This window comes from Flavobacterium pectinovorum (assembly GCF_006438875.1).
In the GTDB taxonomy this organism is placed as follows: Bacteria; Bacteroidota; Bacteroidia; order Flavobacteriales; family Flavobacteriaceae; genus Flavobacterium; species Flavobacterium pectinovorum_A.
Genome location: NZ_RCZH01000003.1, coordinates 17,635 through 40,204, shown reverse-complemented (window position 1 = coordinate 40,204; position 22,570 = coordinate 17,635). Strand labels below are relative to the sequence as shown.

The 22,570-nt window shown below is 32.2% G+C and carries 20 protein-coding genes; 9 read left to right on the top strand and 11 right to left on the bottom strand.

Annotation, left to right across the window (positions count from 1 at the left end; all coding sequences use genetic code 11):
* Nucleotides 1–9: 9 nt before the first annotated feature.
* Nucleotides 10–1,188: a glycoside hydrolase family 88 protein gene (locus EAH81_RS04565; RefSeq protein WP_140504249.1), complete on the bottom strand. Its 1,179-nt coding sequence runs from the start codon at nucleotides 1,186–1,188 to the stop codon at nucleotides 10–12.
* A 161-nt stretch (nucleotides 1,189–1,349) separates the two neighbouring features.
* Here EAH81_RS04565 and EAH81_RS04560 point away from each other — a divergent pair, with 161 nt between their 5' ends.
* Entirely contained in the window at nucleotides 1,350–1,688 is a 339-nt protein-coding gene (locus EAH81_RS04560) for a DUF2809 domain-containing protein (RefSeq protein ID WP_241676510.1), read from the top strand.
* 331 nt (nucleotides 1,689–2,019) lie between these two features.
* Here the strand turns inward: EAH81_RS04560 and EAH81_RS04555 are convergent, their stop codons facing one another.
* Nucleotides 2,020–3,798, bottom strand: a complete 1,779-nt coding sequence (locus EAH81_RS04555) for an ABC transporter ATP-binding protein (RefSeq protein ID WP_140504245.1) — start codon at nucleotides 3,796–3,798, stop codon at nucleotides 2,020–2,022.
* Nucleotides 3,799–3,881: 83 nt separating this feature from the next.
* On the opposite strand from EAH81_RS04555, the gene EAH81_RS04550 reads away from it, so the two are divergent.
* From EAH81_RS04550 to EAH81_RS04535, 4 genes are all read left to right on the top strand, one after another.
* A complete protein-coding gene (locus EAH81_RS04550; protein ID WP_140504243.1) occupies nucleotides 3,882–4,460 on the top strand; it encodes a non-canonical purine NTP diphosphatase in 579 nt (192 codons plus the stop codon).
* A 204-nt stretch (nucleotides 4,461–4,664) separates the two neighbouring features.
* Nucleotides 4,665–6,581 carry a DEAD/DEAH box helicase gene (locus EAH81_RS04545; protein ID WP_140504241.1) on the top strand — a complete coding sequence of 639 codons (1,917 nt, stop codon included), beginning with the start codon at nucleotides 4,665–4,667 and terminating at the stop codon, nucleotides 6,579–6,581.
* A 250-nt stretch (nucleotides 6,582–6,831) separates the two neighbouring features.
* Nucleotides 6,832–7,608, top strand: coding sequence for a carboxypeptidase-like regulatory domain-containing protein (locus EAH81_RS04540; RefSeq protein WP_140504239.1), 777 nt, complete (start codon nucleotides 6,832–6,834; stop codon nucleotides 7,606–7,608).
* Nucleotides 7,609–7,815: 207 nt separating this feature from the next.
* Nucleotides 7,816–9,126, top strand: coding sequence for a TIGR00341 family protein (locus EAH81_RS04535; RefSeq protein ID WP_140504237.1), 1,311 nt, complete (start codon nucleotides 7,816–7,818; stop codon nucleotides 9,124–9,126).
* 415 nt (nucleotides 9,127–9,541) lie between these two features.
* Here the strand turns inward: EAH81_RS04535 and EAH81_RS04525 are convergent, their stop codons facing one another.
* Both EAH81_RS04525 and EAH81_RS04515 read right to left on the bottom strand, forming a co-directional pair.
* Entirely contained in the window at nucleotides 9,542–11,002 is a 1,461-nt protein-coding gene (locus EAH81_RS04525) for an aminoacyl-histidine dipeptidase (protein WP_140504235.1), read from the bottom strand.
* A 508-nt stretch (nucleotides 11,003–11,510) separates the two neighbouring features.
* Nucleotides 11,511–11,723, bottom strand: coding sequence for a hypothetical protein (locus EAH81_RS04515; protein ID WP_140504233.1), 213 nt, complete (start codon nucleotides 11,721–11,723; stop codon nucleotides 11,511–11,513).
* An 83-nt stretch (nucleotides 11,724–11,806) separates the two neighbouring features.
* On the opposite strand from EAH81_RS04515, the gene EAH81_RS04510 reads away from it, so the two are divergent.
* From EAH81_RS04510 to EAH81_RS04500, 3 genes are all read left to right on the top strand, one after another.
* Nucleotides 11,807–12,868, top strand: a complete 1,062-nt coding sequence (locus EAH81_RS04510; protein WP_140504231.1) for a DUF3810 domain-containing protein — start codon at nucleotides 11,807–11,809, stop codon at nucleotides 12,866–12,868.
* A 166-nt stretch (nucleotides 12,869–13,034) separates the two neighbouring features.
* Nucleotides 13,035–13,529, top strand: coding sequence for an RNA polymerase sigma factor (locus EAH81_RS04505; RefSeq protein WP_068843197.1), 495 nt, complete (start codon nucleotides 13,035–13,037; stop codon nucleotides 13,527–13,529).
* Nucleotides 13,530–13,537: 8 nt separating this feature from the next.
* A complete protein-coding gene (locus EAH81_RS04500) occupies nucleotides 13,538–14,170 on the top strand; it encodes a hypothetical protein (RefSeq protein WP_140504229.1) in 633 nt (210 codons plus the stop codon).
* 109 nt (nucleotides 14,171–14,279) lie between these two features.
* Here the strand turns inward: EAH81_RS04500 and EAH81_RS04495 are convergent, their stop codons facing one another.
* Both EAH81_RS04495 and EAH81_RS04490 read right to left on the bottom strand, forming a co-directional pair.
* Entirely contained in the window at nucleotides 14,280–15,110 is an 831-nt protein-coding gene (locus EAH81_RS04495) for a lysophospholipid acyltransferase family protein (protein WP_140504227.1), read from the bottom strand.
* 125 nt (nucleotides 15,111–15,235) lie between these two features.
* A complete protein-coding gene (locus tag EAH81_RS04490; protein ID WP_140504225.1) occupies nucleotides 15,236–15,886 on the bottom strand; it encodes an NUDIX hydrolase in 651 nt (216 codons plus the stop codon).
* A gap of 252 nt (nucleotides 15,887–16,138) precedes the next feature.
* Here EAH81_RS04490 and EAH81_RS04485 point away from each other — a divergent pair, with 252 nt between their 5' ends.
* Entirely contained in the window at nucleotides 16,139–16,573 is a 435-nt protein-coding gene (locus EAH81_RS04485; protein WP_140504223.1) for a DUF4268 domain-containing protein, read from the top strand.
* A gap of 109 nt (nucleotides 16,574–16,682) precedes the next feature.
* Here EAH81_RS04485 and EAH81_RS04480 read toward each other — a convergent pair whose 3' ends face one another.
* The 5 genes from EAH81_RS04480 to EAH81_RS04460 form a co-directional block, all read right to left on the bottom strand.
* Nucleotides 16,683–19,154, bottom strand: a complete 2,472-nt coding sequence (locus EAH81_RS04480; protein ID WP_140504221.1) for a T9SS type A sorting domain-containing protein — start codon at nucleotides 19,152–19,154, stop codon at nucleotides 16,683–16,685.
* Between the two features lie 334 nt (nucleotides 19,155–19,488).
* Complete coding sequence (locus tag EAH81_RS04475; protein ID WP_140504219.1) at nucleotides 19,489–20,187, bottom strand: DUF4386 domain-containing protein; 699 nt, start codon at nucleotides 20,185–20,187, stop codon at nucleotides 19,489–19,491.
* A gap of 96 nt (nucleotides 20,188–20,283) precedes the next feature.
* Nucleotides 20,284–21,087 carry a hypothetical protein gene (locus EAH81_RS04470; protein ID WP_140504217.1) on the bottom strand — a complete coding sequence of 268 codons (804 nt, stop codon included), beginning with the start codon at nucleotides 21,085–21,087 and terminating at the stop codon, nucleotides 20,284–20,286.
* A 111-nt stretch (nucleotides 21,088–21,198) separates the two neighbouring features.
* A complete protein-coding gene (locus EAH81_RS04465) occupies nucleotides 21,199–21,603 on the bottom strand; it encodes a hypothetical protein (protein WP_140504215.1) in 405 nt (134 codons plus the stop codon).
* A 20-nt stretch (nucleotides 21,604–21,623) separates the two neighbouring features.
* On the bottom strand, nucleotides 21,624–22,568 hold the full coding sequence (locus EAH81_RS04460; RefSeq protein WP_140504212.1) for an NAD(P)H-dependent flavin oxidoreductase: 945 nt from the start codon (nucleotides 22,566–22,568) through the stop codon (nucleotides 21,624–21,626).
* Between the last annotated feature and the right edge of the window lie 2 nt (nucleotides 22,569–22,570).

Here is a 22,570-nt window from a genome sequence, read left to right as displayed (position 1 = left end):
TCTTTAATTTTATTTTAGTTTTTGAAGTCTTAAAAGTGCTTCAAGATAATAATAATCTGCATAATTTATAGAACAATCAATTTCGCTTCCTGCAGGTTTATGTCCTGTTGAATGAAGCAAAAAAGCAGAGTTAACATCGTGACTTTGATAATGATCCGAAAGCGAAACAATCATTTTTTTAGATTTTGTCAGATATTCATTTTTCAAAGTTTTATCTTTTGTATAAGAACTCAATTCAATAAGAGCCGAAGAAACAATCGCAGCTGCAGAAGCATCTCTTGGCTCATTTGGAATTCCGGGAGCATTAAAATCCCAATACGGAATTAAATCATCGGTTGTCAATCTATCTAAATATACACGTGCTACTTTATGAGCAAAATCTAAAAATTTAGGATTTTTTGTTTCTCTGTAAACCATTGTAAAACCATAAATTGCCCAAGCCTGACCTCTCGCCCACATACTGTCGTCGCTATAACCTTGTGCGGTTCTTCCTTTTATTTTTTTACCCGTTTCATAATCGTAAATTACAACATGATAAGAGGAATAATCAGGTCTGAAATGATTATTCATCGTAGTTTCGGCATGTTTTACTGCAATATCATAAAGCTTTTTATTTCCACCATTTTTAGAAGCCCAAAAAAGCAATTCTAAGTTCATCATATTATCGATAATCGTATTGTGACCACCCATTTTATTATGAGGCCAAGACTGAATCGTTCCCACTTTTGGATTAAAAAGCGTTGCCAGAGTATCGGCTGTTTTAAGGATAATATCTTTGTATTCCGGATTCTTAGTCAATCGATATCCGTTTCCAAAACTATTAAAAACCTGAAAACCCAAATCGTGATCGTTTGCTTTGCTTACCGACAATGGCTTTAAAAACTGGCTAAATTTATCGGCTTCTTTCTCCCATTTTTTATCTCCCGTTGCTTCATATAAATACCATAATTCTCCCGGCCAAAAACCACTTGTCCAATCTTTATAATCAACAAATTTCCATTCTTTGCTTCCTGTGGCAATACTTCTTGGAGAAGTTCCATCATTTGGAATCACTTTTAAAGTCTGAGAAGCCTGATTTGCACAATATTCGAACTGCTTTTTTATATTAAATGAATTATCTTTTTGAGAATAACCTATATTTCCTAAAAGAAACAAAGTCAAAATCAGCATAGTAAATCTTGTATTCATGTGGTTATTTTTTGATAGAAGTTTATAGAATCGATAAATTTATAAAATAACTGGAACGAATCCGAATCTTTGTATTTTTGTTTACCTAAAAAAGTACTAATAATCCCAATCAAAGTTAAATCTTGAAGAAATCCAGAATCTATTATTTCCTTTTATTTCTAATGACAATTTTTTTCGGAATTATGTCAAGGCGAATTCCGCAAATACCTTTAATTACTGGCGATTTTCTATATGCTGTCATGATTTATTTATTGGTACGAATTGTATTTACAGACAAAAAAGCCTTATACATTATAATGACTTCCTTATTAATATGTTATAGTATCGAATTTTTGCAACTTTATCAGGGAAATTGGATGATCGAACTTAGAAAAACACTTTTTGGAAGATATGTTCTTGGGCAAGGTTTTTTGTGGAGTGATATTCTTGCTTATACTTTTGGGATTTTCTTTGCTTTTTCTATTGAAAAAATTGTTTTGAAATACATTAATCGTGTGTAGATGTAACTTCATCAAGAACATCTTGTTGACGGCTACCTTTGTCAAAGTTTAAAACCAAGAGTGTAAGGAACTTTAATTTTAGCTTTTGACAAAGATTAAAAAAAAACATTTTACACAAAATAACCACAATCTTGTCATTTCGACCGAAGGGAGAAATCACACACGGGGATAACGCACTGTTGCTGAGCTACTTTATGTGATTTCTCCCTTCGGTCGAAATGACAAAAACACGCAGACTCGCTTTGAACATAAGCTTTTACAAAGTTCCTTACACCTTTGGTTTAAAACTTTGACAAAGATCGCGATGTAGACGTTTGCATCATCGCTCTAATTAATCAAGCGTCTGTGTAATCTTATCAATATTTAAACTATTTGCCATCGCCGTAAATATTTCATAATACACCGATTTATTATCGTAAAGCTCCTCATGTGCACCTTGTTCTATGCATTTTCCTTTCTCTAAAACAATAATGTGTGAAGCGTCAATAATCTGAGAAATACTATGCGAAATAATAATCACCGTTCTGTCTTTTTTTATCGCATCTAATGATTTCTTTATTTGCTCTGTAGCAATAGCATCCAAACTTGCTGTAGGTTCATCTAAGAAAATGATTGGCGGATTTTTCAAAAATAATCGGGCAATAGCAATTCGTTGTTGTTGTCCGCCCGAAAGCAAATGCGCATCAGAATCATATCCTTTAGGCAATTGCACAATCTGTTCATGTATATAAGCTTGTTTCGCAGCATCTATAACTTCGAGATTTGAAGCATCCGGATTTCCATAGAGAATATTCTCTGCAATTGTTCCCTTAAAAATGTGATTCTTTTGCAAAACCAATCCAATATTTTTTCGCAGAAAGTCAGTATTATAATCATTTAAGTCTACTCCATCTAAATAAATTTCCCCAGAGGAAGGCAGATAAAACTTATCCAGCAAATTAATAATAGTACTTTTTCCGGCACCGCTTAAACCAACCAAAGCAGTGGTTTCATTAGATCTTATAGTAAAATTAATATCCGAAAGTGCTTTTGTGCCATTTGGATAAGCAAAATCAACATTTTTAACTTCAATCAATCCGGTTATTTTTTCAGGAATATAATCTCCGCTGGTTTCTTTTTCATTTTCAGATTCTAAAATATCGAAAAATCCTTCGGAATAAATCAAAGCATCATTTACTTCATCATAAATACGATGCAATTGCCTGATTGGAGACGAAACATTGTTGAACAACATAATATGAAACATGATTGCACCAATAGTCATCTTATTATTCAAGACAAAATAAGCGGTAAGGATAATGATAATTACTACTCCTATTTGTTCAATAAAACCTTTTATACTTTCAAAAATGAAACTGGTTTTTCTGGTCGCCAATTGATTCTCGGTCATTTCAAACTGAATTTTTTGATGCCGATCTGCTTCCATTGGCTCTCTAACAAAAGACTTAATTACCGTTATGGATTCTATTAAACTGATGATTCCGTTGTTCTTTGTTTCACGATAGTTACGCATTCTTCTTCTAAAACCACTTAATTTACTGGCTTGCAATTGACTTACGTAAAAATAAATCGGAATAATACACAAACTCACCAAACCAACATATATATTGGCATAAAACATTAATATCAAAGCCACAAAGGCATTGGCAAACAAAGGCATAATATCTATGAAGAAATTCTGAACCAATTTTGTCAAACTGCTAATTCCTAAATCAATTCTGGTCTGAAGTTTTCCGCTTTCATTTTCGCCTGACGTATAAAACTCCATTCTATAACTTAGAATTTTCTCTACAATAGTTTGAGAAATATCACGAGTTATAAAGATCCGCAGTTTTTCTCCATAAAATTTCTGTCCAAATTGAACTACTGAAGAAATCAATTCTTTAGTAAGCAAAACGATACTTATAATCCCTAATAAATGAAACCCTTTTGACAATGGTTCATGCGCAACCATTAAATTACTAATCTTATCAACGGTATACTTTATTATTAAGGCGTTTACCTGTGCAGCAAATGAACCTAAAAAAGTAAGCAGCAAAGTTGCTATTACCATTTTTCGGTACGGTCTGACAAAAGGTGTTATTTTTTTATATAATGTGGATACCTCCATTTATTTTATTTTTTGGGCGACTATCAAATATAAGAATTCTAAATTTGTGTTTCAAAAATAGTCGTACCTTTAAATTCAATATTATGAAACTTGTTTTCGCATCAAATAATCAAAACAAAATAAAAGAAATCCAAAGTATCCTAAACGGATCAATACAATTATTAAGTCTTGAAGATATTGGCTGTTTTGAAGAAATAGAAGAAACTGCGGACACTATTGAAGGAAATGCAATTTTGAAAGCCAATTATGTAAGGGAGAAATATGGTTATGATTGTTTTGCTGATGATTCGGGTCTGGAAGTTACGGCTTTAAACGGAGAACCGGGTGTATATTCGGCAAGATATGCGGGCAAACAGCGCAATGCTGATGATAATATGAACAAACTTTTGGATGGTTTAAAAAACAAAGAAGATCGCAGCGCACAGTTCAAGACCGTTATTGCTTTAAATATAAAAGGAGAACAACATTTGTTTACCGGAATTGTAAAAGGAAATATTACTTTGGAAAAAACAGGAAATCAAGGTTTTGGATATGATCCTATATTTCAACCTGAAAATTATACAGAAACTTTTGCCGAGTTACCCTTGGAAATCAAAAATAAAATTGGTCATCGCGGAAAAGCAACTCAGCAACTAATTGATTTCCTGAACACAACAAAGTAATTGTTTAAAATACAACATTTTGGAGTGCAATTTTTATATTTCACGACGTTTTTTCGCGGAAATTTCTTCCGTATGTAATGAAAATCATTTTACATTAAACATAACTTTTTGATAATCAAATCATAACAAATACATAATTCTTAAAATAGCATTAGTTTATCTGAATAATTAACAGTAATTTTGCACCCTATTTTAAATACACATATGAATAAATTTGAACAATTAGGATTGAGTGAATCGTTACTGAAGGCGATTTTAGATCTAGGATTTGAAAATCCGACCGAAGTACAGGAGAAAGCGATTCCCCTATTATTGGAAAAAGACACAGATATGGTTGCGTTGGCTCAGACAGGGACAGGGAAAACGGCAGCTTTTGGTTTTCCGCTAATTCAGAAAATTGATGCCAACAACAGAAATACACAAGCATTAATTTTATCTCCAACCCGCGAGCTTTGTTTGCAAATTACTAACGAAATTAAAAACTACTCTAAATACGAAAAAGGTATTAATGTAGTTGCAGTTTACGGTGGTGCTAGTATAACAGAACAAGCTAGAGACATAAAAAGAGGAGCACAAATTATTGTGGCTACTCCAGGTAGAATGCAAGATATGATTAACAGAGGATTGGTAAACATTTCTCAAATCAACTATTGTATTCTTGATGAGGCTGACGAAATGTTGAACATGGGTTTCTACGAAGATATCGTAAACATCCTATCTACATCTCCAGACGAAAAAAGTACATGGTTGTTCTCTGCAACTATGCCACAAGAGGTTGCAAGAATTGCAAAACAATTCATGCATGATCCATTAGAAATTACTGTTGGAGCTAAAAACTCAGGTTCTTCAACTGTATCTCACGAATTTTACTTAGTTAATGCACGTGATCGTTACGAGGCTTTGAAACGTTTAGCCGATGCTAATCCAGACATTTTCTCTGTAGTTTTCTGTCGTACTAAAAGAGATACACAAGCTGTAGCTGAAAAATTAATCGAAGATGGATACAGCGCTGCTGCTTTGCACGGAGATTTATCTCAGGCACAACGTGATGGTGTAATGAAATCTTTCCGTGGAAGACAAATTCAAATGCTTGTTGCAACTGACGTTGCTGCACGTGGTATTGATGTTGATAGTATTACACACGTTGTAAACTACCAATTACCTGACGAAATTGAAACTTACAATCACCGTTCAGGACGTACTGGTAGAGCTGGAAAATTAGGAACTTCTATCGTAATCGTTACTAAAAGTGAATTACGTAAGATTTCTTCTATCGAAAGAATTATCAAACAAAAATTTGAAGAGAAAACAATTCCTTCCGGAATTGAAATCTGCGAAATTCAATTATTGCACTTAGCAAATAAAATTAAAGATACTGAAGTTGATCACGAAATTGACAACTATTTACCAGCAATCAACAGTGTTCTTGAAGGTTTATCTAAAGAAGAGTTGATCAAGAAAATGGTTTCAGTAGAATTTAACCGTTTTATTGCTTACTACAAAAAGAACAGAGATATTTCTAATCAGTCTTCAGGTTCTGAAAGACGTGAAAGAACTGATTCTGAGCCAAGAGAATTCAATAATAACGGAGCAGTTCGTTATTTTGTAAACATCGGTTCAAGAGACAACTTCGATTGGATGTCACTTAAAGATTACTTGAAAGAAACATTAGACTTAGGTCGTGATGACGTTTTCAAAGTAGATGTAAAAGAAGGTTTCTCTTTCTTTAACACTGATCCTGAGCATACTGACAAAGTAATGGAAGTATTAAACAACGTACAATTAGAAGGACGTCGTATTAATGTTGAAATTTCTAAAAATGATGGTGGCGGAAGACGTGACCATAATGGCCGCAGCGGTGGCGGAGGTGGACGTAGTTCTGCTCCAAGACGCGAAGGAAGTTTTGCTCCAAGACGTGAAGGTTCTGGTGGTGGCGGATTCAGAAGCGACAGAAACTCTGCTCCTAGAGAAGGTGGTTTCAGAAGCGACAGAAATTCTGCTCCAAGAGAAGGTGGTTTTAGAAATTCAGCTCCAAGAACAGAAGGTGGTTCTGATAGAGCACCAAGACGTTCTGAAAGCTTTGGTGATTCGCCAAGACCAAGAAGACCAAGAAGAGATTAATAATTTAATATCTTAAAATACAAAATCCCAAATTCCAAACTAATTGGAACTTGGGATTTTTTTTATATTATGAATAATTCTCTCTGAATGCGTTTTGCAATTCAAAACGATCTAATTTAATCTTTTGCATCCCTTTTTATTTAAATACCAAAAGTAACACTGCTTCCTTTGTTAATTTTCTGATAATTATATTCGAAGACTGCGAAATATTTAATCCCGATTTACTACTTTTAGAGCTTTAAATCAGGATATGAAATATTTCGCAGTTTTCTTTTTTACTTTACTATCTACGACCATCTCTTTTGCTCAGGACGTTGAGTCTACAGTACCACAAAGAGTTTCCGGTTACATCATTAATGATAATAGTAAACAGCCACTTGCTAACGTAAATGTCATCAACACAAACAAAGTACGGGGCGCGAAGTCTGATGCTAAAGGATATTTTGAAATTGATGTACAGCCAAATGATACGATTCATTTTTCTATACTTGGATTTCAATCTCTTCGAATCAGAGTTACAAATGACTGGATAAAAAATAAAGTAACGCGAATTCAGCTTACTGAAAAAGCAATTGCACTTGAAGAAGTAATCATTGCTCCGTTTAACCTAACCGGCTATCTTGAAGTCGATTCAAAATTAATTCCAACCAAAGAAAACTATCGTTACAGTATTTCTGGCCTTACGCAAGGTTATGAAGCTGGTGAATATTCTCCAAATGCTTTTGGAAAAGTATTAGGATCTATCTTTAATCCTGCCGATGTACTTTATGGTTTCTTCGGAAAAAACGGAAAAGAACTCAAGAAATTAAAGGAAATGAAGAAGGACGATACGATTCGAAATTTATTAGAATCAAAGTATGATCGTGAAACTATTTCTGTGCTTTTAGGCATTAGCAAAGACGAAATTCCTGAAATTTTACAGCGTTGTAATTATTCTGATTCCTTTATACAAACAGCTAATGATTTGCAGATTATGGACGCAATTAGCGGTTGTTACGAACAATATAAAGTCCTAAAAAGGAATTAAACTTTACTTTCAATTCAAAATATATAAATCCTCAATCTTAAAGTTGAGGATTTTTTTATGCATTTTTTTTCGAAATAATAAAATTAGACTTTTGTTTCTGTTTTATACTTACCTTAATAAATGTAGCATTTAACGTTTTTTTTGACTAAATTAGATTTCCTTACTTCTATCGAAATTTAAATCTCGATTATAATCACATAGAATACAATGACAGATTTTACTCAAAAAATTCTAAACTTTATTGATCTTCACAAAGGCGAAGAAAATAAAAAATTAGTAATAGAAAACATCACAAGTGCCATATCTTTCAGAGGTTCTAATATTTGGATTTTGGCTTGTGCTATTATTATTGCTTCTGTAGGATTAAATGTTAATTCGACAGCTGTAATTATTGGCGCGATGTTAATTTCGCCATTAATGGGACCAATCGTAGGTGCAGGTTTCGGACTGGGAATGTATGATTTTGAACTTGTGAAAAAATCAGTCAAAAACTTATTGATCGCAACAGTTGTAAGTTTAATTACGTCGACCTTTTATTTTTATATAAGCCCTTTTAAAGAAGCACAATCTGAATTATTAGCCAGAACTTCTCCAAATATTTACGATATATTAATTGCCTTTTTTGGAGGTTTGGTGGGTGTAATCGCAGTAACTCGTGTCGAAAAAGGAAATCCAATTCCCGGTGTTGCTATTGCAACCGCTCTGATGCCGCCACTTTGTACTGCCGGCTATGGTTTGGCTTTAGGCAATTATCTCTATTTTTTTGGTGCTTTATACCTTTACACTATCAATTGTGTATTTATCTGTATTGCAACTTTTATAATTGTAAAATACTTGAATTATCCAATTGCGAAACAATTAGATCTAAAACATCAAAAACGAGTAAAATATGGCATTACAATTCTAATTTTACTTTTAATTGTTCCAAGTATTTATTTTGCATACCAATTATACATCCAAAAAAGCTATAATTCTAAAACAGAAATTTTTATACAAAAAGAATTTCTAGATAATGATTACCCTATTATTTATAAAAAAATAAGATATAATACAGCTCCTAAAAGAATTGAATTAGCCTTTTTAGCCAAAAAATTCAGTGATAGTGAAATTACTGATCTTAATAAAAAACTGAATAGTTATGATTTACCCAACACAAAATTGATTATCAGACAAGATACTGTCAATTTAAGAAAGGATATCATGAATCAAATCAATAGCAATCAAAGTGTAGTGGATCAGAAAGATATTATAATCAATAATCTTCGGACTCAATTATCACAATATCAATTCAACAACAATCAAATTAGTGCCGAAGCTAAAATATTATTTCCAACAATAACTTCTCTTGCAATTGGAAATTATACAGTTGAAAATGATGCGAATAAGCCAAAAACAATTCCGGTAATTCTTTATCAAAGCAAAAAAGGTATGGATTTGCAAACACAACAAAAAATGAAATTATGGCTTAAACAAAGGCTTGCGAAAGACTCAATTGAAATCTATCAGCAAAATAATTAATATAAATCAAAAATAGAACTTATATTTACTTGAAAATAAATTAAATAACTAAATTAAGAAAAGATGGCAAAGAGTCAAGATGCTAAAAAAACAGCAAAAAAAGAACCGTTAAAAACGGCTAAAGAAAAGAAGGAAGAAAAACGAGAAAAGAAAAATTCTCCTAAGAGAGATTAGTTTTCAGTCGCAGTTAATAGTTTTCAGTCGCAGTCGCAGTTTTCAGTGCTATTAAGGATGAAAACTGTGACTGACAACTGATTACTTTATTTTTTAGCTTACAGTCGCAGTTTATAGTTTTCAGTTCTATTGAGACTGAAAACTGAGACTGAAAACTGACACTTTATTTTTTAGCTTACAGTCGCAGTTTATAGTTTTCAGTTCTATTGAGACTGAAAACTGGGACTGAAAACTGATTACTCTATTTAACCGGAATATTTGAAAGAATTTCTAATACAAATTTCCAATATTTTTGAGCAGATGAAATACTTGCTCTTTCGTCTGGTGAATGAGCACCATGAATGGTTGGTCCAAAAGAGATCATATCCATATCAGGATAATTTGTTCCTAAGATTCCACATTCTAAACCAGCGTGACAAGCAACAACTTTAGGTTTTTCATTATTTTGTTTCTCATAAATTCCTACCAAAATATCTAGTATTTCAGAATTTACGTTTGGCGTCCAACCTGGATAAGAACCTGAAAGTTCTACTTCGCAACCTACTAATTCAAAAGCCGAACGAAGAGAATTAGCCAAATCAAATTTTGAAGTTTCCACAGAAGAACGTGTTAAACATCCAACCAATATTTCACCATCTTTTACAATAACTCTTGCAATGTTGTTTGAAGTTTCAACCAAATCATCCATATCAGCGCTCATTCTGTAAACACCATTTTGAGCAGCATAAATAGCACGGATAATTCCTTCCTGAACACCTAAATCCATGACTTTTTCAGGAGTATCGCATTTTACGATTTCGATAGATAAGTTTGGTTCTGTTGTTTTATACTCCGTTTTAATATCATTGATAATTTCCTGCATATCAAAAATATAGGCTTCATCAAACATCTCAGAAATAATCACTTTTGCAACACTTTCTCTTGGAATTGCATTACGTAAACTTCCACCATTAATTTCAGATACTTGTAAACCAAAGTTTTCAAAAGCATCAAATAACAAGCGGTTCATGATTTTATTGGCATTTCCTAAACCTTTGTTGATATCCATTCCTGAATGTCCGCCATTTAAACCTTTTACAGTAATAATATGACCAACTGATCCTTCCGGAACTTCTTCTTCATGATAGTTTCTGGTAGCCGTTACATCGATTCCACCAGCACAACCGATATCAATTTCATCATCTTCTTCTGTATCTAAATTCAACAAAATCTGACCTTGAAGAATTCCTCCTTTTAAATTTAAAGCTCCTGTCATTCCAGTTTCTTCGTCGATTGTAAACAATGCTTCGATTGCCGGATGCGGTATATCTTTGCTTTCTAAAATAGCCATAATTGTCGCTACTCCAAGTCCATTATCAGCGCCAAGAGTTGTACCACGCGCACGAACCCAGTCACCATCTACATACATATCAATTCCCTGGGTATCGAAATCAAAAATGGTATCTGCATTTTTTTGGTGCACCATATCAAGATGTCCCTGCATTACGATTGCTTTACGATTTTCCATTCCCGGAGTTGCCGGTTTACGGATAATTACATTTCGGATATCGTCTTCAAAAGTTTCTAAACTTAAGCTATTTCCAAAGTCTTTCATGAACTCAATCACACGTTCTTCTTTCTTTGACGGACGCGGAACTGCGTTTAAATCGGCGAATTTATTCCATAGCGCTTTAGGCTCCAGATTTCTTATTTCCTGACTCATTATATTTTGTTTGAAGTTTAACAATTAAGAGCCCCAAAGTTACAAGTTTAAATCGTTTTCGCTGGGAAAAGGTTTGTTTTTTTTTGCCACGAATTGCACGAATTAGCACAAATTACGAGGACAGTAAATTAGATTAAACGAATATTTAATACTTTGTTAAACCATTAAAAATAAAGCAAATTATTAATTAGTGAAGATTCAATACTGATATGTTGAATTTTATTTAGGATATTTTGCAGGATCTAATGAAGTATTAAAAACAGATAAAATATAAATTGTTTTCAACTTTTCATTAATAAAATAAAAGATAATAAAAGGGAATTTTTTCGTGGGGATGCCGTGATAATCTTTGTATTTAACCTGAAAGAAAGGATTTAAGGTCAATGTATCAATGTGCTCATCAATTACTTGATAAAAATAATCACCTAACCCAATTTGTTTAGATTCATAATAATCGATTGCATCTTGTATATCAGGAAGTGCTCTTGGTTCAATATAACTTCAAAAATCATTTTCCAGATTTAAAGCGCAATTGTTTTTTCGCTTCATTACACGGAAGAAAATCCTCGACTTTCGATGTTGATCTTCTTTCGTCTAATAAATTTTTCATTTCTTCAGTCACAGAAAATTCATTAATTACCGTTTCATAATTAAATTTTTCTATTAATTGCATGAAGAATGACAATTCATTATCTGGAACATTTAAAGTTATTTGTGTCATTTTTCTTTTTATTGAATAACAAAATTACAAAAAAGAAAGGGAACTACTATTTTAATTATTATTTTTAACCCAAAAGTAAAACCGTGAGAAGAAAGTATATCCTTCCTTTATTTCTATTGATTCAAATTATCATTTTAAAGATTCTTCCCTATTTCCCGGAATTTATCGAAAGCTTTTACAGCAACGGATTGTATCTGAAGATTTCACATTTTTCGAGAATCATTTTGGGCAGAATTCCTTTTTCTTTTGGTGATTGTATTTATTCTATTTTGATTTTATTAGTAATTAGATGGTTTTGGAAAGTTAGAAAAACATGGAAGATTCAATGGAAAGACAACCTCTTAAAAGTCTTGAGTGTTCTTTCTATATTTTATTTTTTCTTTCATCTTTTTTGGGCTTTCAATTATTACAGAGAACCTCTTTTCGAAAAAATGAAAATCAAAAGAGAATATACGGATGCTGAATTATTGGTTTTTACCAAAAAATTAATCGCAAAAACCAATGAAATTCAATTCCTGATTACGAAGAAAGACAGTTCAAAAATTATTTTCCCTTATTCGCAAAATCAGGCTTTTCAGATGAATTTAAGCGGCTACAGCAATTTAGCAGCAGAATATCCATATTTTAAATATGAAACCTTAAGCGTCAAAAAATCTCTTTTTAGCTTACCACTCACCTATATGGGTTTTGGCGGATATCTGAACCCATTTACCAATGAAGCACAGGTCAATGATTTATTGCCTATGTACAATTTTCCGCTTACCAGTTGTCACGAAATGGCGCATCAAATGGGTTATGCAAGCGAAAGTGAATGTAATTTCATAGGCGTTTTGGCTACTCTAAAAAATGATAATTTATACTATAAATATTCGGGATACAGCTTTACATTACACTATTGTCTAAGCATCTGGAAGTTTAAAAACGAAAAAATATTTAATCAATTAAAGAAATCCGTTCATGTTGGAATTTTAAAAAATTATAAAGAAAGCCATGATTTCTGGAAACAATATGAAACTCCAATTGAAACCGGATTTGAGATATTTTATGATAATTTCCTAAAATCAAACAATCAGAAAGACGGGATGGATAGTTACAGCAAATTTGTAGATTTGATGGTTAATTATTATAAGAATCGACCTCTATAAAAGTTTGCCACTAATTGCACAAATTATCGAATTTTGTATGATTAAAGAACATATTTCAAATACTCTGCTTTTACTAATCAAGCCATAATTCGAGAAATTTGTAAAATTCATGGCAAAAAATAAAAATCATCTGTAACAAAAACGCTTTCAATACCACTAATACATTATGAGCGAAAATCTAGAACAGTCATTTGTTGCGCAATTGCAGGCAAATCAGAATATAATCCACAAGATTTGTAGGTTATATACTGCCGGCGAAGACGCTCACAAAGACTTGTTTCAGGAGATTACCATTCAGCTCTGGAAGGCGTATCCAAAATTTAGAGGCGATAGTAAATTTTCGACATGGACGTATCGTGTCGCCTTAAATACCGCCATAACGCTATACCGAAAAACCAAACGAACCGTATCGACCGTAGAATATGAAAGCCATCAGCATTTTGTAAAGGATGTCGATTACAATTATGAAGAGGAAGAACAGATTAAATTGATGTATAAAGCTGTTTATCAGCTTAATGACATCGAAAAAGCATTAGTATTTATGTATTTAGAAGACAAAGATTATCAAGAAATAGCCGAAACCTTAGGAATCAGCGAAGTGAATGCGCGCGTGAAGATGAACAGAATTAAAGGGAAACTGAAAAAAATACTAAATCCTTAAAAATTATTATGAAAGAACTGGATTTACTAAAAAAAGACTGGAAAAAGAACTCGGATTCTTTTGAGCAAATTTCTGAAACAGAGATCTACAAAATGATTCACAAAAAATCATCTTCTATCGTGAAGTGGATTTTGATTATCAGTATTTTGGAAATTTCATTTTGGACTTTTTCAAACTTGTTTCTTAATACTGATGATCTTTTACAGAAAATTAATCATCCGGAAATTGTTGCAGCGCTGGAATTTTTGACTTATTTCAATTATGTTGTTGTGTTGATTTTTGTTTTCATTTTCTACAAAAACTACAAAACAATTTCAACAACTGTTGCTACAAAATCTTTAATGAGTGCGATATTAAGAACCCGAAAAACGGTTCAGTATTATGTATGGTATAATTTGGGAATGATTGTTGTGACAGCTATTCTAAGCTTCTTCATTGCATTTGTCTACAATCCCGATATGGCTTTCTTAAGAGAAAAACTAGCCATAGACGGAAAAGCAATGCTGGTAACAGTGGGGATTTTAATTTTGGTTATATTAGGTTTCTTCGGATTATTCTGGTGTTTTTACAGACTGCTTTACGGAACTTTATTACGTAGATTATACGCAAATTATAAGGAACTGAAGAAGATAGATTTTTAGAGGAAAGGTTCATAGGTTTTTTCTTTGAGTGGCTTTGGGACTAAGGTTTTTTTGATGCCAATTGGAAAAACTTGAAACCTAAAACAAATAAAACCTGAAACAAAAAAATCTAATGTTCGTTTTCTGAAGCCTTGTAACTCCATCTTCTCATTTCGTTAAGTTCTTCTTCTACTTCGATTACTTCGGCTGGAATTACTTTTAAAAATGATGGATGCTGTTCAATTGCATATTCTACTTTTTCTACGATTTCTTCGATTGTATCGTTTTCATAATCAATATCAAGAGGTTCTTTGATGATGAAAGATTGTAGAATTCCTTTTTTCTTCATTCGTAATCCTTTTTTATCAAACGATCGGCGGAAGCCATCAATAACGATAGGAATTACAATTGGTCTATGTTGTTTTATGATATGAGCAGTTCCTTTTCGAACAGGTTTAAATGATTTTGTGGTTCCTTGTGGAAAGGTAATTACCCAGCCATCTTCTAAGGCTATTCTAATGTTTTCGGTATCATTTGGGTTAACATCACGTTTTTCTGTAACATCTACACCTTTGGCACGCCAGGTTCTTTCGACAGTAATTGCTCCAACATAAGCTAAAATTCTTGGCAATAAACCGGCTTGCATGGTTTCTTTGGCAGCGACATAATAAATATTCATCTTGGGCTGCCACAAATAACCAATGTTCTTAATGGTATCTTGACGTCCGCTTAAACTTGCGTTAAACACATGAAACATTGCCACAACATCGGCAAAATAAGTCTGGTGATTCGAAATAAACAAAACATTTGTATCCGGCAATGTTTTAATGATTTCAGATCCTTCGATTTGTAATTCATTAAATCCCCTATATCTTCTATGCGTCATGGCACCCAAAATACGGATTAACCATTTTTTGATGAATAATATATGTCCAAAAGGATTTCGTTTAAACAATCCCATAGCTGTTTATTGTGTTTTCTTGTTAGGACGCAAACATACAAAAATTATTCTTTTAGCAATACTATAAAGCAATTTCGGAAATAATTTGTTATTATAATGAATATCAAATTGTTAATTTTCTGTTTTTACGAATTTTCTGCAAATGTAATTTTCAGGACATCTCTCAATTCACTTAAAATCATTGCGGTTGCTCCCCAAACAATGTGATTTTGAATATTAAATGCCGGAACTACTATATTATTGCCGTAAGAAGTTGACAATGTGGCTTCGATGATAATTTCATCATCCAAAAAAACGGATAATGGCAATTCTATAATATCAGCAACTTCTCTGACATCCGGATAAAAGGAAAGTTCTTCTTTTGAAATTCCCAAAAAAGGATGTACCAAAAAATTGCTGGGCGGAATATACATTGGAGAGAAATGCTTAATTACTTCGATTTTGTCCGGCAACACTCCAACTTCTTCATGTGTTTCTCTTAAAGCTGTTTCTTCAAAATCTGCATCGGTAGTTTCATATTTTCCTCCCGGGAAAGCAATTTGGGAAGAATGAACCCCATTATAAGCATTCCTGACAATTAAAACCAGATGTGTTTTTTCTTCTTTTGGATAAAACAACATCATTACTGCAGCAATTCTTGGGTTTTCGGCTTTAAAATCAAGATTTTTTAAGGATTCTATCCTTTCTTTAGGCGCCATTTTTAAATGTGCGGCAATTGCCGGTAATTCAACTGGAATTAAATTAGGAACAAATTGCAAAAAATCTTGAAAATCCATAATCAAAGTTTATTTTTGTACTATTAAATTCCGTTTAAAATTTCTATGATCCTTTTTTACGGATTATTTTTTACCATATTTCGTTAAATTCATAAAAAATAAGTTCATTATTCTTTCTAAATTTGCCTTATCTATCAAGAAATAATCTCATAAAAATTCTGATCTATAAGATTTAAACAGAATCTAAAATAAAATATAAATATAGTCTAGAAAACGCGGTTCTACAAGTTTTCTAAATTCAAAGCCATAAAAATGTACAGTAAAGAAGAATCACAGAAAATAAAAAGAGAATTTTGGGTGGCTTTCGCCGAAAAATATCCACGAAAATGGGTACTTTATGACACTAAAATTAAAGATTTCTCTTTTAAATTTTATGTTGACAATAAAAAAGCACAGGTTTTAATTGACATTGAACACCGAAGTGATGAAAAAAGAACTGCTTATTTTGAAAAATTAGAAGCCCTAAAAAGTATTCTCGAAGAAGAGTTCATCAAAGATTTGGTTTTCGAAAATAACTACACTTTAGAAAGTGGTAAAACCATTAGTCGAATTTGGATCGAAAAACAAGGTGTAGGTTTTAGTAATCGCAATAATTGGGAGGATATTTTTGATTTCTTTTTTGAAAAAATGAATGCTCTTGAAATGTTCTATTTGGAATATGATGAGTTTATTAAGGATATTTCTTGAAAAAAGATTCTAAGATTTTGAGGAACTATCTCGAAGGTTCGGGACTGAGATTTTGATATAATAAACCCGATAGTTTTTTAAAAAATCTATCGGGTTTTATTATTACTTTTTATTTTTTAACTATTTTCTTTGTAATTGTTCCCGAATCCGAGGAAAGCTTTATAAAGTAAATTCCCGAAGCAAATCCGGACATATCAACTTCCAGATTATCCGTACTTTGAACTTTAGCCGAATATAATTCCTTTCCGTTTACAGAATAAACTGCAATCTTATTTGGTACAATCGAATTAGTAAACGATAAACTCACTTTCTCTTGCACCGGAACAGGGAAAACCTGCACATTTGAAGCTAGTTTTTCCGGTGTTGGGCGTACAGATAATGAACCTGATGATTTTCCAAGATTAAGTTTAACAATAGTAGATGATGAACTTGAATTACTATTGTTATTTGTACCAATTGCAAACATATAATTATCAGATGTACTAACTGATTTTGCTTTGTGTGAAACTGGAGAACTATCTTCCGCATCTTTTACCCCAACAATATCTGTTATATTATCAATTACAGCCGGCATTTCAAAATCAGTCTTGATTGTACCATCCAGATTTATTGCCGTAACTTTTGAAGGCACTTGCGTAATATATATGACAGAATCTACTTCTTCAATTTTTCTATAATCGTAATATTCTCCTCCGCTAATTCCTACTTTTGGAATTTTTAGATTCTCATTGAATTTAACATCAATCTCACCATCTTTGGAGAGCTTTACTAACTGGTTAGGGGTTGAAGTACCGCTGTAATCCAGAAAATATCCTGCAATTACAATCTCACCCGACTTCAATACATTTAAATTAGTAACAGATGCATCGGTGTATGAATCAGCTTTAAATTCCTTATCAATCGAACCATCCAGATTAAATCTTATAAGCTTAGATTTTGGACGATATCCAGCACCAAAACTTTCAAATTGAGCGGCACAAATAATTTTATCGCCCTGCATATCAAATTTAATAACTGAAATCCAAAAATTAGGATCTGAATTTAATGAATAAACAATTTCCTGAGTACCATCTTCATTAAACATATACAACCCCGATTGATAAGTGATTAAAAATTTTCCATTATTCAATACTTTAAATTGTTGTATATATAAATCAAAATTACTTTTAAAATCAAAATCCTTTAGAATCTCTCCATCATTATTCAATTTTAATAATTTCTCTTTAGTACTGATAAAAATGGTCTGATCATCAATAATTTGACATTGTGTTATATCACCTAAATAGTTTGGAAAAATAAACGATTGATTAACCGAACCGTTTTCATCTAGCAATCCAATACCAAAAGTTTCAACATCATTTAATTTTACAAAATCTCCTTTAACAACCAATTTTCCGTCAAAATAACCTCCGCTTTCAAAACTACCATATCTACTTGGTTTTAATTCTGAAGAATCTAATATGTTTCCATTTAAATCGCAAATAGATAATCCGTACTTATTCCCAGTATATTCTGAGTTATTGTAGAAAATTTTTTCATTCGCAAAACCTGAGACAAAGTAATTTCCACCTAATTCATTCAATTTAATTTTATTAAAACTTTCATCTAAAACTCCATTAGGTTTTAGTCTTACCAAAAAAGTACCAGAAGAAATTCCATCATTTACAGGTATTTGTGTCGCTATATAAATATAAGAATCCTTCAAACCGATAACAGAACTCCCAAAACTAGAATAAGAGGTCGAAAAACTTTCGTCAAATAATCCGTCAGAATTTAATCTAATTAAACTCGTTGAAGTTACATTGTCTTTCGTATTGAAAAAGTTTCCTCCAATTAATAATTTACCATCATCTTGAAGTGTCATTGAAAAACCGGAGCCATTCGAGCCTTGTCCTACATCAAATGTTGTATCAATTACGCCATCAGAAGTTAATTTTACAAGACTATTTTTAGCAATATCATCAATAGCAGTAAATGCACCACCCACATATATAGCAGTGCCAGAAACTACGACATTGTTTGTTGCTCCGTTAAAAGCTAAATCATTCTTGAAAGTGTCGTCTAAAGAAAAATCACTGTTAAATCGATTCACATAACAACTTGTAAAATTATAGTAGCCAATTGCTCCTCCGGTAACCAATATTTTATCATCGGCCTGAATTGCAATAGATGTGGCATTAAAAATAGTACTAACTTCTTTTATAATTCCACCATTTGGATCAAGCTGATACAGTTTAAAATAATCAGCATATCCAGAATTACCTTTAGTTGTTAAAACAATAATATTTCCGTTACTTTGAAATTTGACATCTTTAATTTCTGAGTTTAGATCGCCATTAAACACAAAAGTTTCGTCGAGCGAATAATCAGCATTTAATCGGATAAGATTACTAACTTTTTTCTCTTTAAAGAATTGGATGTGTCCTCCAAGTAAAATCTTACCATCGGAAAGTTCTTTTATAACGGCAATTTTCGCTGCTTTATAAGGCGTTGGCTGAACAAAAGTCTCATCAATAGTTTGAGCATTTGATGATAAAATTCCGAAAACAATAAGTAATAATAGTGAGTAAAGTTTCTTCATTCGCAGTGTTTACAGGTTAGATTATATTTTTGATTTAATGATAATTTTTTAATTAATCCATAATTTCAACATCCTATTTTAACTAAAAAACATTTTAAAATAGATTAATTTAACAGTTCAAATATAGTTTATTTTAGATCAGAACTTTAAAATAAAACTGTATTTCAAAAAATATTTTTATTAGGAATATTAACAAGCTATCGCGGTACCAATTCATAAAAAAACAGAACCCATTTTATCCCAAAATTAGCGGACAAAACGGGTTCATATATATTTAAATTCTTACTTCTTTATTCTCAAACTCTTGCTTCTTCCTTCTTTTCTTTCCTCCGCCTTAAGCAGAAACTTTTCTAACTCCTTTAATCAATAACCAAAAAACCATAGAAAATTCAGCTACTGAAGAGGTTAAACCCACAATAATACCCGTTACAGAATAATGATAACCTGGGAACAAAACAAATGTAAAAGCGTCAAGTACATAAGCAGAACCTCCGATAATTAATAATATTCCCAAAATTTTAGGCATAAATCCAGATCTGTAAACCAATTGCCCGAAGGGAATTAACCAAAGTCCCCAAAAGATTCTGATAACAACATTGCCGTAATTATACATTTTAATAAATGCCATTATCAAGGATTGCAACTGAGCAGACGGAAAACCTCGCATGAAATTTTCTTTCAACAACAATAAAGCAAACAACTGATTGAAAATAATAAGAAATGCAATTGGAACTCCAACAATCACAAGTGCAAACATAGTTCTGGTTAAATGTTTGCTAACCTGTTGAAATAATTTATAAAGCTGAAGGACTAAAAACACAAATAAAGTCTGGCAAACCAAATTGCTCATAATACCGGAACGAAACAAAAACTCATGTCGCAAAATAGTTCGCATTGTCAGCGGTAAATTACCGGAATCAATTAGCTGCATCGGCACATACATAATACCAAAAACACCTGTTATAGCAATAAATAAATAGATAAATCCTGCAATTCTTGCCGTTCTTTTTAAGTTGATTTGCTCCTGACCCATATCTTAAGTTATTGATTTACTGAAGATCTAAGATACTATTTATTTTATATTTTGAGATTTAAAGTTGGAAAAGGCAAATATCTGATAAAATAAAAATTAAAAATAAACATCAAATTTTACATTACCTCTGGCATCATAGTTTAGCTTCCAGATTTTTTTGGTATTAGAAAAAACCGAATTGTCTATATTCTTTCCCTGCTTTTGGTATTTAGTAAAATTGTTTTTTGACAATGCTCTCAAATAAGTATCTTCAAAAATAACTAACTTTTTTAATGGATTTGGAGCATTATCGTAGTCACTAAAAACTTCTACATTTCTATAATCATAGTTTGTTCTAGTGTACATTTTGGTTACAATGCTATCTAAATTTCCTGCAGGATTATAGTAATATTGAGCCGATTCATTTTGAGTGGTACTATTGCCTTTTTTTGTTGCAATAATTTGGTCTAAATCGTTGTAAAAATATCTAATTGTATCATTTTTTATATAATCACCAGCACTATAAATCCACCTTTCTGCCATTCTGTTTTTACTATCTAAAACAATCGTTCTATCATAAGCATATAGCTGAAACTCTTTATAAGTTGTTTTCAAAACTATTTTAATCTGTCCGTTTGAATAGCTTACATCTTCAAAGATTTCATTACTAAATCTACCTGGGATACTAGAGTCAGATCCATTCCATAAAACCTTACCTGTTTTTTTTACTACTCTTTGATCCTTATCATACTGCATATTCACTAATTCATCTGAAGATGTAGCAAATGCATTTGTATTATGAAACATATAGTCAAAGTGATACTTCACGATCTCATTCGTTGATGAATCTGAACTATCGTCACTTGAACAGCTGAAAAGGGTCGCTAGAAGAAAAAGGTAAATAAAGTAATGCTTTTTCATATATTATTTTAATAATTAATTTCAGTTCTTTTATGGTTTATGATATATAAACCCAACCGGTTTTAAAACTTGTCGGGCTGCTTGAAACTTAAAATATAATATAATTACACACTAAGAAATATTGTAAACAATAATATGATCGTCGTAGTTAATATAAAGCTGTTTGCGGTAGTCTTGTTTTTTACGGGTTATGATTGAAAGTTTACAATCTTTCCCTTCATTGTCTTTGCACATAAAAGAGTACACAATATCAGTATCGTTTTCTTCACGCTCGATATAATCTTCTATATTGAAAAGTTGAATTTCTTGCGAATACACCACAATTCGGTGTTTATTGGTATCTAAAATAACGGAGAGATTTACCAAATCAAGATTGGACCATTCACCCCATTTTCCTTTTTCATTTTTTTCTAAAACACTAAATCCTGAGGTTTTAAATTGATAGGACTGAGCTTGAACTTGTTGCAGACCAAATGCTAAAAAAAGGATTAATATAGAGATGCGTATAGTATTCATAATAGTATTCTTGCAGATAATTAAAACTCAAATTTAGCTTTTTCTTTGGAAGCAAGTTCAAAATCAGCCATCATTTGTTTGATAATTTGCTCTACCGGCAAAATTTCATGAATAATTCCTGCAATTTGTCCAATTTCAAGTTCACCTTCTTCAAGATCGCCTTCAAACATTCCTTTTTTCGCTCTTGCTCTACCTAAAAGTTCTGTTAGTTCTTCTTTTGAAGGGCATTTTTCATATAAAGCCTGAACGTCCTGATAAAACTTATTTTTGATCAATCGCACTGGCGCCAATTCTTTTAGCGTTAATTGTGTATCACCTTCTTTTACATTCACAATCGTTTGTTTGAAATTATCATGTGAAGATGATTCAATTGATGCGGCAAAACGGCTTCCGACCTGAACACCATCTGCACCTAAAATCATTACCGCCAACATTCCTCTTCCGGTAGCAATTCCGCCAGCTGCAATAATTGGAATCTGGATTTTTTCTTTCACCATCGGAATCAATGTTAACGTCGTTGTTTCGTCACGTCCGTTATGTCCGCCCGCTTCAAAACCTTCTGCAACAATAGCGTCAACTCCGGCTTCCTGCGCTTTTAAGGCAAAGATGCTGCTGCTAACTACGTGAACAACTGTAATTCCTTTTTCTTTTAGAAAAGAAGTCCATGTTTTGGGATTTCCTGCCGAAGTAAAAACGATTTTAACGCCTTCTTCAACCACAATATTCATGATTTCTTCAATATTTGGATATAACATCGGAATGTTGACCCCAAACGGTTTATCAGTGGATTTTTTGCATTTCTGAATATGTTCTCTCAAAACTTCCGGATACATTGAACCTGCGCCAATAAGCCCTAAACCTCCGGCATTACTAACTGCCGATGCTAATTTATAACCACTATTCCAGATCATTCCACCTTGAATAATTGGATATTTAATATTGAAAAGCTGCGTAATTTTATTCATTC

What these genes read in the sequence shown, in the direction of transcription:
- EAH81_RS04565 (WP_140504249.1), bottom strand. Translation starts at nt 1,188, where the DNA reads ATGAATACAAGATTTACTATGCTGATTTTGACTTTGTTTCTTTTAGGA.
- EAH81_RS04560 (WP_241676510.1), top strand. Translation starts at nt 1,350, where the DNA reads ATGACAATTTTTTTCGGAATTATGTCAAGGCGAATTCCGCAAATACCT.
- EAH81_RS04555 (WP_140504245.1), bottom strand. Translation starts at nt 3,798, where the DNA reads ATGGAGGTATCCACATTATATAAAAAAATAACACCTTTTGTCAGACCG.
- EAH81_RS04550 (WP_140504243.1), top strand. Translation starts at nt 3,882, where the DNA reads ATGAAACTTGTTTTCGCATCAAATAATCAAAACAAAATAAAAGAAATC.
- EAH81_RS04545 (WP_140504241.1), top strand. Translation starts at nt 4,665, where the DNA reads ATGAATAAATTTGAACAATTAGGATTGAGTGAATCGTTACTGAAGGCG.
- EAH81_RS04540 (WP_140504239.1), top strand. Translation starts at nt 6,832, where the DNA reads ATGAAATATTTCGCAGTTTTCTTTTTTACTTTACTATCTACGACCATC.
- EAH81_RS04535 (WP_140504237.1), top strand. Translation starts at nt 7,816, where the DNA reads ATGACAGATTTTACTCAAAAAATTCTAAACTTTATTGATCTTCACAAA.
- EAH81_RS04525 (WP_140504235.1), bottom strand. Translation starts at nt 11,002, where the DNA reads ATGAGTCAGGAAATAAGAAATCTGGAGCCTAAAGCGCTATGGAATAAA.
- EAH81_RS04515 (WP_140504233.1), bottom strand. Translation starts at nt 11,723, where the DNA reads ATGACACAAATAACTTTAAATGTTCCAGATAATGAATTGTCATTCTTC.
- EAH81_RS04505 (WP_068843197.1), top strand. Translation starts at nt 13,035, where the DNA reads ATGAGCGAAAATCTAGAACAGTCATTTGTTGCGCAATTGCAGGCAAAT.
- EAH81_RS04500 (WP_140504229.1), top strand. Translation starts at nt 13,538, where the DNA reads ATGAAAGAACTGGATTTACTAAAAAAAGACTGGAAAAAGAACTCGGAT.
- EAH81_RS04495 (WP_140504227.1), bottom strand. Translation starts at nt 15,110, where the DNA reads ATGGGATTGTTTAAACGAAATCCTTTTGGACATATATTATTCATCAAA.
- EAH81_RS04490 (WP_140504225.1), bottom strand. Translation starts at nt 15,886, where the DNA reads ATGGATTTTCAAGATTTTTTGCAATTTGTTCCTAATTTAATTCCAGTT.
- EAH81_RS04485 (WP_140504223.1), top strand. Translation starts at nt 16,139, where the DNA reads ATGTACAGTAAAGAAGAATCACAGAAAATAAAAAGAGAATTTTGGGTG.
- EAH81_RS04480 (WP_140504221.1), bottom strand. Translation starts at nt 19,154, where the DNA reads ATGAAGAAACTTTACTCACTATTATTACTTATTGTTTTCGGAATTTTA.
- EAH81_RS04475 (WP_140504219.1), bottom strand. Translation starts at nt 20,187, where the DNA reads ATGGGTCAGGAGCAAATCAACTTAAAAAGAACGGCAAGAATTGCAGGA.
- EAH81_RS04470 (WP_140504217.1), bottom strand. Translation starts at nt 21,087, where the DNA reads ATGAAAAAGCATTACTTTATTTACCTTTTTCTTCTAGCGACCCTTTTC.
- EAH81_RS04465 (WP_140504215.1), bottom strand. Translation starts at nt 21,603, where the DNA reads ATGAATACTATACGCATCTCTATATTAATCCTTTTTTTAGCATTTGGT.
- EAH81_RS04460 (WP_140504212.1), bottom strand. Translation starts at nt 22,568, where the DNA reads ATGAATAAAATTACGCAGCTTTTCAATATTAAATATCCAATTATTCAA.